At 45.5% G+C, this 13,506-nt stretch carries 13 protein-coding genes; 8 read left to right on the top strand and 5 right to left on the bottom strand.

Annotated features, from left to right (window positions below):
- Nucleotides 1-2 precede the first annotated feature (2 nt).
- From UNITIG_RS19705 to UNITIG_RS19690, 4 genes are all read left to right on the top strand, one after another.
- On the top strand, nt 3-506 hold the full coding sequence (locus tag UNITIG_RS19705) for an Lrp/AsnC family transcriptional regulator (protein ID WP_101760050.1): 504 nt from the start codon (nt 3-5) through the stop codon (nt 504-506).
- A gap of 252 nt (nt 507-758) precedes the next feature.
- Nucleotides 759-2,300 carry a TonB-dependent receptor plug domain-containing protein gene (locus UNITIG_RS19700; RefSeq protein WP_159931237.1) on the top strand — a complete coding sequence of 514 codons (1,542 nt, stop codon included), beginning with the start codon at nt 759-761 and terminating at the stop codon, nt 2,298-2,300.
- 14 nt (nt 2,301-2,314) lie between these two features.
- Nucleotides 2,315-2,557, top strand: a complete 243-nt coding sequence (locus tag UNITIG_RS19695; protein WP_101760048.1) for a hypothetical protein — start codon at nt 2,315-2,317, stop codon at nt 2,555-2,557.
- Nucleotides 2,558-2,568: 11 nt separating this feature from the next.
- Nucleotides 2,569-3,279: a TonB-dependent receptor gene (locus tag UNITIG_RS19690; protein ID WP_101760047.1), complete on the top strand. Its 711-nt coding sequence runs from the start codon at nt 2,569-2,571 to the stop codon at nt 3,277-3,279.
- A gap of 203 nt (nt 3,280-3,482) precedes the next feature.
- On the opposite strand, the gene UNITIG_RS19685 is transcribed toward UNITIG_RS19690, so the two are convergent.
- The 5 genes from UNITIG_RS19685 to UNITIG_RS19665 all read right to left on the bottom strand — a co-directional run bounded on the left by UNITIG_RS19685 (nt 3,483) and on the right by UNITIG_RS19665 (nt 9,650).
- Nucleotides 3,483-4,904, bottom strand: coding sequence for a serine hydrolase (locus tag UNITIG_RS19685; protein ID WP_101760046.1), 1,422 nt, complete (start codon nt 4,902-4,904; stop codon nt 3,483-3,485).
- Nucleotide 4,905: 1 nt separating this feature from the next.
- A complete protein-coding gene (locus UNITIG_RS19680) occupies nt 4,906-5,871 on the bottom strand; it encodes a hypothetical protein (RefSeq protein WP_101760045.1) in 966 nt (321 codons plus the stop codon).
- Between the two features lie 49 nt (nt 5,872-5,920).
- Nucleotides 5,921-6,892, bottom strand: coding sequence for a Rieske 2Fe-2S domain-containing protein (locus UNITIG_RS19675; protein ID WP_101760044.1), 972 nt, complete (start codon nt 6,890-6,892; stop codon nt 5,921-5,923).
- A 157-nt stretch (nt 6,893-7,049) separates the two neighbouring features.
- Nucleotides 7,050-8,237: an MFS transporter gene (locus UNITIG_RS19670; protein ID WP_101760043.1), complete on the bottom strand. Its 1,188-nt coding sequence runs from the start codon at nt 8,235-8,237 to the stop codon at nt 7,050-7,052.
- Between the two features lie 462 nt (nt 8,238-8,699).
- A complete protein-coding gene (locus UNITIG_RS19665) occupies nt 8,700-9,650 on the bottom strand; it encodes a LysR substrate-binding domain-containing protein (RefSeq protein ID WP_101760042.1) in 951 nt (316 codons plus the stop codon).
- Between the two features lie 296 nt (nt 9,651-9,946).
- Between UNITIG_RS19665 and UNITIG_RS19660 the strand changes: the two genes are divergently transcribed.
- The 4 genes from UNITIG_RS19660 to UNITIG_RS19645 are packed head-to-tail and all read left to right on the top strand — an operon-like array spanning nt 9,947 to nt 13,505.
- A complete protein-coding gene (locus UNITIG_RS19660; protein WP_101760041.1) occupies nt 9,947-11,452 on the top strand; it encodes a 2-hydroxymuconic semialdehyde dehydrogenase in 1,506 nt (501 codons plus the stop codon).
- An 18-nt stretch (nt 11,453-11,470) separates the two neighbouring features.
- Nucleotides 11,471-12,259 carry a 2-keto-4-pentenoate hydratase gene (locus tag UNITIG_RS19655; RefSeq protein WP_101760040.1) on the top strand — a complete coding sequence of 263 codons (789 nt, stop codon included), beginning with the start codon at nt 11,471-11,473 and terminating at the stop codon, nt 12,257-12,259.
- 45 nt (nt 12,260-12,304) lie between these two features.
- Nucleotides 12,305-13,078 carry a 2-keto-4-pentenoate hydratase gene (locus UNITIG_RS19650; RefSeq protein WP_101760039.1) on the top strand — a complete coding sequence of 258 codons (774 nt, stop codon included), beginning with the start codon at nt 12,305-12,307 and terminating at the stop codon, nt 13,076-13,078.
- Between the two features lie 4 nt (nt 13,079-13,082).
- Nucleotides 13,083-13,505, top strand: coding sequence for a RidA family protein (locus tag UNITIG_RS19645; protein WP_235015526.1), 423 nt, complete (start codon nt 13,083-13,085; stop codon nt 13,503-13,505).
- Nucleotide 13,506 lies beyond the last annotated feature (1 nt).

The following is a 13,506-nucleotide window of genomic DNA, read 5'->3' as shown; positions in this document are numbered from 1 at the left end:
TTATGTCGATAAATACGCCTGAAAATCTAGATCGTACTGACTTGCGGATTCTTGATACGGTTCAGCGCGATGGGCGTATTACCAACCGTGAATTGGCAGAAACCGTTAGTTTATCGCCCAGTGCTTGTCACCAGCGGCTTCAGCGCCTGATTGAAAAAGGCTGGATCAATAGTTTTCATGGCGATATTAACGTCGATCGACTTTGTTCACCCATGCAATGTATTGCGGCAATTTCAATGGCGACTCATTCGCCTGATAGTTTTCGGCAGTTGGAAGCCAGAGTGGACCACATGCCCGAAGTGTTAGAGGCCTATACTGTATCCGGAGCAAGTGATTTTATCATTCGTTTTGCCTGCCCGAGTATGACTCGCTATATTGAATTGACTGATGAATTAATACGCGAGTGCCCGGCGATCAGTAATATCAGTACTCATGTTGTTATGCGTCAAAGCAAACGCTTTAGTGGTTTTCCTTTGCGGGCATTAAATCCCAATTTTTCTTTTTGATTTTTTTATTTTTTAAAAAATCTCTATTTTTTTAAGAAATTATAATGCCGTCTAAAAATTTTTCTGACTTAAAAGTGAGTTTTAGTAGTGGCATGTAAATAAAATCCGAAGATAATTTTTAAAATATGCCTGAGTTCCGAATTATATTTTTCTTGATATCCCTATAATCAATAAGTCTTAATAATACAGTCATATTTATGGCTGCGCATTGATTCAATTTTTTGAATTTATAATTAACGTATGGGGATAAAAATGAGAGTTATTAATAAAAAGAGCCTCGCCAGCGCAATTCAATATGCATTAGGTACGATGACGCTGAGTGCCATGATCAGCGGCTCAGCCAATGCTGAGTCTGACAGAGAGTTATATATTGAAGAAGTAATCACTACGGCAACCACCCAGTCTACCTTACTATCGGATACCGGAATATCAATTTCATCGATCGATTCAATGACCATGGATGAAATGGGGGTAAATAATTTTAAGGATTTTACCCGTACTATTCCGGGCGTGAATTTTACCGAAGGTAATGCTCCAGGTGAACAAACTATTATCATCCGCGGAGTAAATTTCCCCAGTAACCGTTTTCAGCAATCTACGGTGGCGGTGTACATCGATGAATTATCCCTGACTCAAAACGGTCGTAACCCTGACATCGATTTGATTGATATGGAGCGGGTAGAAGTTTTGCGTGGCCCACAAGGTACTTTGTATGGTTCAAGTTCTATGGGCGGTACTTTGCGCTACATCAGTAACAAACCTGATACCGAAGAGTTTACTGGTGATGTGGAATTTGGCGTGGAGCAAACAGGCTCGGGTGATATGGGTTATCGGGTCAATTCAACGGTCAATATTCCGCTTACAGACACTATTGCTATCCGCGCTAGTGCCTATATGAAAGATTTGGATGGCTGGATCGACAGTGTAGGTTGGGCGGGTTCCAGCTCAGGGAGTTCCAACGAGATTATTGATGGATCGTTAGCAGAAAAAAATATTAACAGTGAAGAGACTACGGGTGGTCGAGTGGCATTACGCTGGAGCGCTACCGAAGATCTGACAGTCGATTTAATGTATTTAAATCACGATACTGAAGTCGATGGTTTGTCTAATGAAAATCCCTATTGGGGAGAGGGTAAGCAACAGCGCCGGTTTAAAGAAACCTACGCGGATAAGCTCGAGACTTATAATTTGGCACTGAATTATGATGTAGAGGAGGGCACCTTTTTATGGAACTCTTCAAAAATGGTACGTGACTATAAGCGCGTATCCGATCCTTCTCGCCAACGTATTGGTCTAGCATGGTGGTACGGCGATTTTTCAGATGCCTTTGATTACAGTCTGGATGCCTTTACCGATGCCGATGGAGATTTTGCCGGTCATGCGGTTAGAGATCGGCCGATTGATTTTGATCTGGAAACTCACGAATTCAGATTTAGCAGTAGTTTTGAGGGTGCGATGAATTTTGTTGCGGGTGCTTATTTTTCCAAAGCCAATAACCGCTGGAAACAGACAGAAACCTATCCGGGCATTACCGAAAGCAAGGGGACTTTAGTGCCTTTTGCCTACCCCAATTTTTATCTGGGCACCAGTTATGAGGATGCGGCCACCACGGCTGATTTTATCGTTGAGGCCGATGGCTATTCTGGACAGGATACTGACAGTGATGGCGTGGTTGATATTTTTCAATTTGAGCCGGTGCTGTATGCCAATGCCCCTCTGAACAAGGTTATATTGAAGATCGTAAAGAGCAGGTTGAACAAACGTCTCTCTATGGCAATTTTATCTATGAGCTGACTGATAAGTTCGATGTGACTTTGGGATTGCGTTGGTTTGATGTTGAAATCGATAACAATATTGTACTGGGTGGATCAATCGCGGGTACTGATGCACTGGCGGCAGCCGATGAATTAATCAGTACACCGGTTGGCGCCCGACGTGATGAACTAGTTCAGCTTATTCTCGATTCAGCGGCAGATAATTATCTAACTACTACCCAGCGTGAGCAAAGTGAAGATGGCATTCAGTCTTTATTGGGGCTTCCTACGACCTGACTGATGACGCTATGGTGTACTTTACTTTTTCTGAAGGTTTTCGTGTTGGCGGTGTCAACCGGGCGATTCCAAGACGTGACGGCAGTGTTGTTGACGATCAGTTTGCATCCGATGATCTGGAATCTTACGAGCTGGGGTTGAAGTCGAAGTGGGCAGATAATCGCGTCGAATTTAATGCGGCATTATATGCTGTCGATTGGCATGATATTCAAATTAGCCAGACCGATGACCTGACCGCTTTCGATTACACTGAAAACGCTGGCGAAGCGGAAATCAGGGGAGTAGAAGGTGAGTTCCGTTGGTTAATGAATGAGTACTTTGATGTTAGTGCAGGCGTGACTTACATCGATCATGAAATTACCGAGGGCGAAGATAAAGGCAGCGAATTGCCGTTAGTTTCAAATGAAAACTATTATCTGTCTGCCCGTTACGGTCGGGAAGTGTTCGACACTATGAGCATGTACGCACGTGCAGATTGGACTTATACCGGTGGTTATCAAACTGATACCAATCCAAGCAGACCCTCTATTGATAGCTATGAGATTCTTAACTTTCAAGTTGGCTTGCAACATCAAGACTGGGAAGTCACTGCTTTTGTTAAAAATGCATTGGACAACGATGCAGTTATTGATGAAGTAAGACCTGGTAATTCCGCGCCGCTAGGCCGGGTAACACGACTGACTCCGCGCACTATTGGCGGCAGTGTTAAGTGGTATTTCTAACGTTGCTGTAGCCGTACTAAGTTCTGGTTTTATGGTTTCTTGGTACGGCAATCTTCGCCTGGTATTGAAGTGTTTTTACGTTGTGTGCATTAAATTCTGATTTTATTGTTGATCAGTAGAGCATTATTGTAACGAGAATCATTGCACTATTGCAGGCAGTTTGTGTGTTGCGAGCCAGGAATAAATAGCTAAACAGATTGAAGTCACCGATTAACAGGGTTAATCGCTTTCAAAAAATTACCTTCATCACCACTAAATAACATACCTTGATCAGTTTTTATTATCGCCATGCTGGCATCAGGCTCTGAGCGCCAGCGAAACAAATTATCGTTGACCGCTATGAGGGGGTACGCCTTTTCCTGCTCGCCGCGGTAATCTGTAAATTGTGCATAGAGCTGATTTTTCTTTAAAAAAATGCGCAACTCTGAGTTCGTTGGTTTATCACCAAAACGCCAGCTGGCGGGTTGATAACTCCCAGTATAGTGTTGTGGGTTTATGATGTTATATTCCGGGACGAACTTGGCTTTAGGTAGGTCTGCTATAAACGCCTGTTCTACTCGCGCCCGCATCCTGGCTATGCTGGAGCCTTGAAAACTGTTAATTACTAGAAAATACGCTAATCCGCTTTCGCGCTGATAAGCAAAGTGAGCCAGGTAGCCATCGCCATCACCACCATGGCCATAAAATCGATAACCATTGCGAAACCAATCGTACAAACCAGGGCCATAGCCGTATTCAAGGCCTGCTTGCGCTGCCAGTGAACTGTGTGGTGTTTCCATCCGTGTAATGATTTTTTTATTAAACACTTCATCGCCACGGTTTAAAAATAAGCGCAGTAACTTGGCCATTTCTTCAGGCTCTACCGAAATTTCACCCAGCGGTCGGTAAATAGTATGCCAATAGGGGATTGGCGTTAGGCCATCACTGTCATACCCGGTAATTAATCTGGCTTCTACATTATTATTATGCGCAATAGCAATTTTTTCTATACCCAGCGGTTTGAATACCTGCTCCTCAATATAATGCTCAAACGGAGTAGCTGTTGCTTTTTCAATGGCGAGGCCTGCCAGTCCATAATTCGTGTTGCTATAGCTATAATATTTGCCGGGTGGCCATTGCAATTTATGTTGGTCAGAAAATTTCAATAAAGCGTGATCTAACGGTATGGGCGTGTTGTGGTCCCATTCCGCCTTTGACATATCGGTAAGGCCACTAGTTTGCTCTAATAAATGAATAAGTTTGAGGGGCGATTTTTTTGACCAGGGATTGCGGAAGTAAGCGTTGTTATTAGCATGGCTGAGTAGTGCTGTAAGGTCGTCCTGAAGGTTTAGGTGTCCCTGCTTTTCTGCCTGTAATGCGGCTAAGGCAACAAAGGTTTTGGTAATGGATCCAATTCGAAACCAGGCATCTTGCGGCGCTACTGTATTGGACGAGAGTGTTGAAAACCCTCTGACTTCTGTAAAAAGCGTTTTTTGTTTATCTGATATAACCAAGGCATAAGCGGGTACGCCTTGCTGACTACGCAAATAATCCAATTCTTCTACCAGCTTGCTAATCGCCTGTTGGTTGAGAGCATGAGCGCAGCAAGGTAATAGAAAAATACATGTCAGTAATAGCCGCCACATATTAGTTATCAGCTACAGAGGAAAGCGCGTTTTTAGTTTGCATGATCGCTTGACGTAAGCTGAGCGTATTTTGGGGCAAAGCAAGTAGTTGCACCTTGCCTGAGTTTACGGTGATGCCCAGTTGTGAAAATAATTCTACGGTCGATGGTTGCTCCGTTAGTTGTTGATAGTGTTTATATAACGGGTAAAACAAATCCACTTGCGCGATGTGATCAAATTTTCTGACTAAATCTTCACCATTGTAGTCATTAGCTTGTAGTAAGCAACAATCTACAAATTGTTCAATGACCGTATCCAAAGACTGCTTATTACTGGTTTGCTGTCGCAATTGTAAATCGGCTTGCAAAAAATAAGCTGTGCCTGACCAGTAAATGCGCATAAAAGAACGTGTTGCAATCATCCTGGGCGAGAGCTCCAGCAAGCTGTATTGCGGATAACGGTTATCAGCCTCACCGCGCATAAATCCCTCGTAAAGCTTTTGCCAGGCTTGACGTTCGCTGAGTACGCCAGCACGAGCCATTAATACATTTTGATAATAAGTTGCCAACCCTTCAGAGAGCCATATATCTTTTCCTCCGGGGTAGGGAATATAGAGATGGGATAATTCATGCACGGCTGTCCAGTCATCTATGAAGGCTTGCAGCTCAAATTCGGGATTAACTAAAAAACTAATGCCCTGTGGTTCACTGCGAAGAACTTGAGCGAAAGGTACCGGCTTATTAGCTTTATCGCGTCGCTTCATAATGATGCGGATAGGATTGCGAGGTAAATTGCCGTAAAGCATTGCGGTAGATTTAGCCGCATGCGCCAACCACTGTTTTAATTTTGTTTTTTCAGCATCGCTGTACTTGCCACGCCACTCTATATCAAAGCGGCTACCGCTGGCGAATAGTGAATTACCCTCATCAGCGATGCTATTAACGGTCTGCAAACTAACGATTAATCCTAACAATAATATTTTTAGCATGAGTGGTCTTTCTGGTTAATGTTGTTTGTCAGTTTTTTCAACTACAGATTTAGTCCTTCATCATTGAGATAGGTGTCGTTGAAGATAATGTCGATTGATGACTGCTGTGCTGGCGGCACCAGCGCTGAAATTCGGTAATAGCCCAATCGGCTTTTATCGGTGTTTTCAGTTGTGGGTAGCCTTCTCGCAAGCGGCGCTCAACTCGCTCAAGGACGACAATATCTTCGCCTAACACATGGTTGGTGCCAGCAATCATCCGCTCTCTGGAACCGCTACCAGCGGCTGCATATAGGCGCGCAATTAAGCGCATGGTCGTTGCTGAGGTGGGTAGGCAATAAAACAACTGCACACTTCGGCTATAGCCAAAATTAAAATACAGCGCTACCAGTGCGGGTCCAACGAATTCGCTATTTACGCCAATGCCTTTACTACCTCCCCCCGAAATAAAGCCCTGAGTATTTATTTCAAGTTTGGGGTTTAACGGTCCGGCATTGGCTGGGCTGGACATGGTGCCTTCATGAACAAAATGTATATGCGCAGGGTCGAGTAAATTTTCAATGAGTAATGAATGACGAAAATCGAGTTCACGCTGATAATCGGTTACCTCCCACTGACTATTGCCGAAGTAGGTGTTTTCAACAGCGGCCATTTCAGGGTAATCAGTGGCTTGATCTGGCGACCCCGGCCATAACCAAATTAGGCCGACAGCCTCCATTATCGGGTATGAGCTTACTGTAGCGGCTTTCGGGATTGATTTGTTTTGCTCTAACGCGGGGATGTGCTGACACTGGCCTTGGCCATCGTAGCTCCAGCCATGATAGGGGCAGCGCAATTGATTGGCGATGACTTTGCCTTTGGACAGTGGTGCGCTGCGATGTGCGCAGGCATCCTCCAGCGCATGTACTACTCCATTATGACCTCGATAAACCGCTATCGATTGATCAAATAGTCTGATCTCGCAGACGCTTCCTTCGCTGAGATCTGTATTCACTAATACCGGGTACCAGAAATTTTTTAACATGGTTGGCCCTGACTATCGATTTACGAGTTTAAGATAGATTATACGCAGAGGTTGCCCTATAGGATTACTTTGAAAGGGTATTCAGTTTTATACGCTTTAACTACAAAAAAAACGGCCATGAGCCGTTTTTTATTGTAGTGCTGAAGTTATAAAAAGCTTAACTAGCTGGCGAGGAGTCTTGAGACAACTCCGGGACAGCGCGTTGGGCAAAGCCCCAGCTTAAGTAAATTAAGCCTAAGATCGCACCGGCCACCCAAGCAATATTAAAGCCGGTGTAATGCAAGATGACGCCTCCCAGTAATGGCCCGGTAACCCGTCCCCACGCTGACATCGACGATGTCGTCCCTAGCATTTGTCCGCGAAAGCGCAGCGGTGTCCGTTTAGAGGTAATCGAATTCAATATGGGTAAGCAAAGGGTGGAGCCGGTTACCGTTAGGAAAAAAGACATCAAAATAAAGGGAGTGGTCGAGGCCAAAGTAGCTACTACAAACCCCGAGCTCATAATGCCGATGCTCATTATTAAGAATGGAATTTCGCCCATGCGAGTTGATAACGGGCCTAATAATTTTATTTGTACAAAGGCCATCATCAAGCCTTGAATGCCAAACACAAAACCCACTTCCATCGCCCCCCAACCTAACAACTTGCCTACCCACAAAGGGAAGACAAAGCTAATCATGCTGACGCAGGTATTATGTAGGGTAAAAATTGAAGCCAGAATTCTATTGTTGGTTTGTTTAAGCATTCTAAATAATGAAGCTTTTTCGTGCTTACTTTGTTCAACCACATGATCAGCGCGTTTGTCAGCGGTCATGGTTTCCTCCAATAAAAAGAAACCAGCAATAATGGCTGTAGTTGACAAGCCGGCAGCCACTAAAAACGGCAGCATGTATGATTCCCCGTTACCGCTGAGCAAGCCACCCAGGGTGGGCCCAATCACCATACCCAGGCCAAAAGCAGCGCCAATCATGCCCATGCCTTTGGCGCGATTTTCGGGTGTAGTCATGTCAGCGATCATCGCCGAAGCCACGCCGAAATTACCCGCCATCCAGCCACCAAAAGCACGCCAGATATAGATTGCCGTGAGGCTGCTTGCAAACGCCAAGCCAATGTAGGAGATAACCGCACCGGCTAAACAGATCAAAATGATCGGTTTGCGGCCAAAGCGATCACTCATGCGCCCCCAAAATGGCCCACATAAGCCATTAAAAATGGAATAGGTAGCAATGATTAAACCGATTTCTAAATTTGAGGCTCCCAGCTTGGGGGCTAAAAACGGAAGAATAGGGATAACAATACCGAAACCAATAAGGTCAATAAGGACGGTCGCGAATAAAAATTGCATAGCGGATTCACTGCTTGATAATAAATGTGCGCGTATTCTATAGGCTGAAGCTGGAAATGCTAAGTCAATATTTGTTAGTTATTGACTTTGATGAGCCAGGTTGGCGAGTTAATGCCGTCGCCAGTACTTAAAAACTAAAATGCCCAGCGATGTAGTCACTGAGGTTTTTTCTGCACGATGGTGTATTCATCCTATTAATAGGTTAGACCATTAGCGGGGGGCAGATCTTATTGGCTGCAAATTAATGTTAAGGGATTAGTTGCACACAAACCTTAGGGGTTACGTCAGTGCCTTTAAAAGTCGGTCATATTGCGTTGCTAGGCTTTTATAGTGACAGTGTCTTTATAAAACAATAGATGAATTGAATCATAAAACGTGTTTTACGTGGTGAAAATATTTAATCAATAAAAAGGTGTAGTTAAGAACTGCACCCAATAAAGACATTATTGGAATATCTCAGTATTACTTGCTCTTTTCCATTTCCAGTGCTGTTTGTTTCAAAATACTAAGGAAGTAATTTGCTGCCGGAGTGAGTTCCGAGTTTGCACGAACGGTAAAGCCAACAGGCCCCAACTCAGCTTTTATTTTCAGTGGTAATTGCTCTAAAAGCCCCATATCTTCATAGCTGCGAATGACTTGATAGGGCATGGCGGCGATCATATCTGTTTCCATTAACAGGGTACGATTAGTCAGAATAGATACACATTCAATGCTGTCATGGGGAACATTCAGTCCGGCCTTATGAAAGGCATTATCGATTTCTCTACGTAGGGTGGTACCCGAGGAAGGCAGTATCCATTGCTCGTTCACCAAATCCTTTAGCGAAAGTTTTTGTTTGCTGGCAAGCGGATGTCCTTTGCGGGCAACCAAAGCAATCGGCTCGTAATACAGTACTTCTGAACTTAAGCCTTCGTTCTCCTGCACTTCGGGCAAGCGGCCAACCACGACATCGATATCGCCCATTAAAAGCCCAGGCAACAACATATCGTTTGTGCCCTCAATAACGGATACCGAAATATTGGCGCGCTCGCGTTTCAGGGTGGCGAGACTTTTTGGTAGCAGGGTGGGGCTGGCAGCCAACAAAGTACCGATGTTGACCTTACCGGAGATACCATCCTGAATAGAAATCAGTTCCTCACTGACATGTTTTATCTGCGAAAGAATTAACTTGGCGTGTTTAATTAACACCGTTCCATAGGGGGTTGGGGTAACCCCACGGGATGAGCGGTCGAACAATATGATATCCAGCGCGTTTTCCATATCACGAATGGTTTTGGTGGCAGCAGGCTGCGCCATATTCATAATTTGCGAGGCTTTAAAAATATTTTTTTGCTCTGCCACCGTCACCAGTAGTCGCAGATGCTTGATTTTAAGACGTGAGACTAGGTGTCGTTCGAGGGTATCGGGGGTCATGATGAAATACCTGTCAGTGCTGGTTGGTGGGCGGTTGAAGGTAAGCAGTTGCTTTTAACTATATGTATAAGATTATAGTGAGTCAATTTAATATATGTTTTTTGATGCCTGAAAAACAGGTTTTTACAGGGCCTGATCGAATGCGGATATGGCTAAGAACGGGTTTCAATTAGCTATATTGAAATAGCTATAACAGGCTGTAAAAAAACTATTTTTAGATTATGGAGCGATAGCATATGGTTTGTTCCATACAGCGGTGGTGAATTAATCCCATCCGCGCAGGGCGGGACTTAAGAATGACAGCACGCACAACCCCACAACCTTTTCAGCAGCCACCCCATTTCGGTGGCGTTTTGCGTAATTATGTCAATGGGCAGTTTGTCGAGTCTGGCAAGTGCTTTGACAATATTAATCCGGTCGATGGCAGTTTAATTAACCAGGTATCTGAGGCCAGTCGCGAGATGGTTGATCAGGCGGTGATGGCTGCGCAAGCGGCGCTGGCGGGTGAGTGGGCTGCGTTGTCGGACAATCAGCGCAGCGCCTTGATGCACAAAGTGGCGGATGGCATTGAGGCTCGTTTTGACGAATTTGTTGCTGCTGAAATGGCCGATACCGGCAAGTCTTTGTGGCAGGCCAGCAATATTGACATTCCTCGAGGGGCTGCCAATTTTCGCGTCTTCGCTGATCTGGCCAAAACCCGTTCCAGTGAGTGTTTTCACACTGAAACAGCGGATGGTCAGCAGGCGCTGAATTATGCTGTCAACAAACCGCTGGGAGTGGTGGCTGTGATTGCGCCGTGGAATTTACCGATGCTATTACTGACCTGGAAGTTAGCTCCTGCTATGGCGGTGGGTAATGCCGTTATCGCCAAACCCTCAGAAGATACACCCGCCACAGCAACCTTGTTAGCTGAGGTGATGCACGATGCAGGAGTGCCGGCTGGTGCGTTTAATTTAGTGCATGGATTTGGTCCTGATTCTGCTGGTGAGTTTTTGAGTCAGCATAAAGATATTGATGCGGTGACATTTACCGGTGAATCGAAAACCGGTAGCGCGATTATGAAAGCGGCTGCAGATAATGTGAAGGCGCTGTCCTTTGAGTTGGGTGGCAAAAACGCTGCCATTATTTTTGATGATGCTGACTTTGATGCCGCCGTAGAAGGTACTGCTAAATCGGTGTTTACCAATGGCGGGCAAGTTTGTTTGTGTACCGAGCGTGTTTATGTACAGCGGCCTGTTTTTGAAAAGTTTGTGCAGGCATTAAAGCAAAAAGCGCAAGCGCTGAATATTGGTTGGCCTCAGGATCCCGATACTGATATGGGGCCGTTAATTTCGCGTGCGCATCAACAAAAAGTATTGTCTTACTATCAATTGGCCAAAGATGAAGGCGCTAAGGTCGTTACTGGTGGCGGTATACCACAGTTTGGTGATGAGCGGGATAACGGTGCATTTGTCGAACCCACCATTTTCACCGGTCTCGCAGAAACAGCGCGCAGTGTTAAAGAAGAAGTGTTTGGACCGGTGTGTCATATCGCTCCTTTCGATACGGAAGAGCAGGCTATCGCTATGGCGAATGACAGTGACTATGGTTTGGCGGCCACTGTTTGGACTACAAGTCTGCAGCGTGCACATCGTGTCGCGCCCAAAATGGAAACCGGTATTGTCTGGGTAAATACCTGGTATTTGCGCGATCTGCGCACACCTTTTGGTGGTGTAAAACTTTCTGGCATCGGTCGTGAAGGTGGCGTGCATTCTTTAAGTTTTTATTCAGAACCAATGAATATTTGTATCAAGTTAAATTAAATTATCAAAGGCAGCAAAGTGGCAGATAACAGCGCAATAGAAACAGCAGCAGCATCAATTCGGCAGGCATACAGTAGTGGTATCACCTGTGCCCCGGTGCGCGATTTACTGCCGGCGCTGGATATTGCCAGCGCCTATGCTGTACAGAATGTGAATACCAAAATATGGATGGAACAAGGGCGTCGTTTAGTGGGATTTAAAACAGGCTTAACGTCGCGCTCGGTGCAAACACAGTTAGGTGTTGATCAGCCTGATTTTGGTCGGTTGTTTGCGGATATGGCGGTGGTTGACGGTGATGAGGTTGTCGTTGATGCCGTGTTGCAGCCAAAAGTGGAGGCGGAAGTGGCTTTGGTGTTGTCCAGGGATATTAATCAGGAACAGCCAACCATGGCCGAGCTGATTTCATCCATTGCCTATGCGTTGCCATCGATCGAAATTGTTGGCAGCAGAATTAAGGATTGGAATATTAATATTGTTGATACGATTGCTGATAACGCATCCTCAGGGTTATTTGTATTAGGTAATGAGCCAAAAAAACTGGACGGTCTGGATTTGCGGCTGTGCGGAATGGTGATGGAATGTCGCGGCGAGCAAGTGTCTACCGGTGCGGGATTAGCGTGTTTAGGGCATCCATTAAATGCCGCGTTGTGGTTAGCAAAAACTATGATCAGTCATGGCTCGCCGTTACAGGCTGGCGATATTATTTTAACCGGAGCGCTGGGGCCCATGGTGGCAGCTAGTCCCGGTGATGTTATTGAAGCAAGAATTTCCGGATTGGGTTCGGTGCGTGCTGCGTTTGGCGGGTAAATCCTTAGCTTAAAAAAATACGATTAAGTAAAAAATGGAAACACTATGATTGATACAGCAGCAGTAGCGCAGATAGTCGATGACGCAGCGCATACCGCACAGGCGATAGGCCAGTTATCAGAAACTGGCTACGCATTAACTTTAGCGGAAGCCTATGAAGTGCAGGCCTGGTCTATGGCTCGCCGTGTGGATCGCGGTGAAAAAATCATCGGGGTGAAAATGGGTTTTACCAGTAAGGCCAAGATGGTGCAGATGGGTGTTGCTGATCTGATCTGGGGTCGTTTAACGGATGCTATGTTGCTGGAAGATGGTGGTGAACTCAATTTGAGTAACTATGTGCATCCGCGCATAGAACCAGAAATTGTTTTCCGATTGTCAAAACCGCTAACTGGTGAAGTGACGTTGCTGGAAGCGATGGCTGCGGTTGATGCGATTGCACCGGCGATGGAAGTCATTGATTCGCGTTATGAGAATTTTAAATTTTCACTGGAAGATGTAGTAGCCGATAACTCTTCCTCATCAGGACTGGTCATAGGTGCCTGGCAATCAGTACCAGAGGATATTTCCAATCTGGGTATTGCCATGGAGTTTAACGGTAAGCCGGTTCAGGTGGGCTCATCGGCGGCGATTATGGGGAATCCCTATCGGTCGTTGGTTGCCGCTGCGAGGTTAGCGGCTGAAGCAGGTATGGTGCTGGAGAAAGGCTGGGTTGTTATGGCCGGTGCCGCTACAGCTGCCGAAGCTTTGATGCCCGGCGTGCATGTGCGCATGGTGGCAGAAAAGTTGGGTTGTGTAGAAATAACGGTGAATGGAGAGTGATGACGTGAAAGAACCAGCAGCTAGCCAGGTGATTGCGGGCAAAGCAAAACCTCGCGGTCGATTTCCTCACTATAAACGCGCCGGTGATTTTATTTATGTGTCCGGTACCAGCTCACGTCGTCCCGACAATAGTTTTGTAGGCGTAGACGTTGATGAAATGGGTACTACTAAGCTTGATATAAAAGAACAAACCCGTGCAGTGATAGAAAATATTCGTGACATTCTGACCGAAGCCGGGGCCAGCTTGGATGATCTGGTAGAGCTAAGTACTTTTTTAGTCAATATGAATGACTTTGGCGGCTACAACGAAATCTATGCCGAGTTTTTTACCGAAAGCGGGCCGACCAGAACTACGGTGGCGGTACATCAATTGCCGCACCCTCATTTACTTATTGAAATAAAAGCTGTGGCGTATAAGCCGCAGTAAG

Origin of the sequence: Oceanicoccus sp. KOV_DT_Chl (assembly GCF_900120175.1) — a bacterium.
GTDB lineage: Bacteria > Pseudomonadota > Gammaproteobacteria > Pseudomonadales > Dasaniaceae > Oceanicoccus.
The sequence above is the reverse complement of the archived record's forward strand: the minus strand, read 5'-3'. Positions and strand labels throughout refer to the sequence as shown.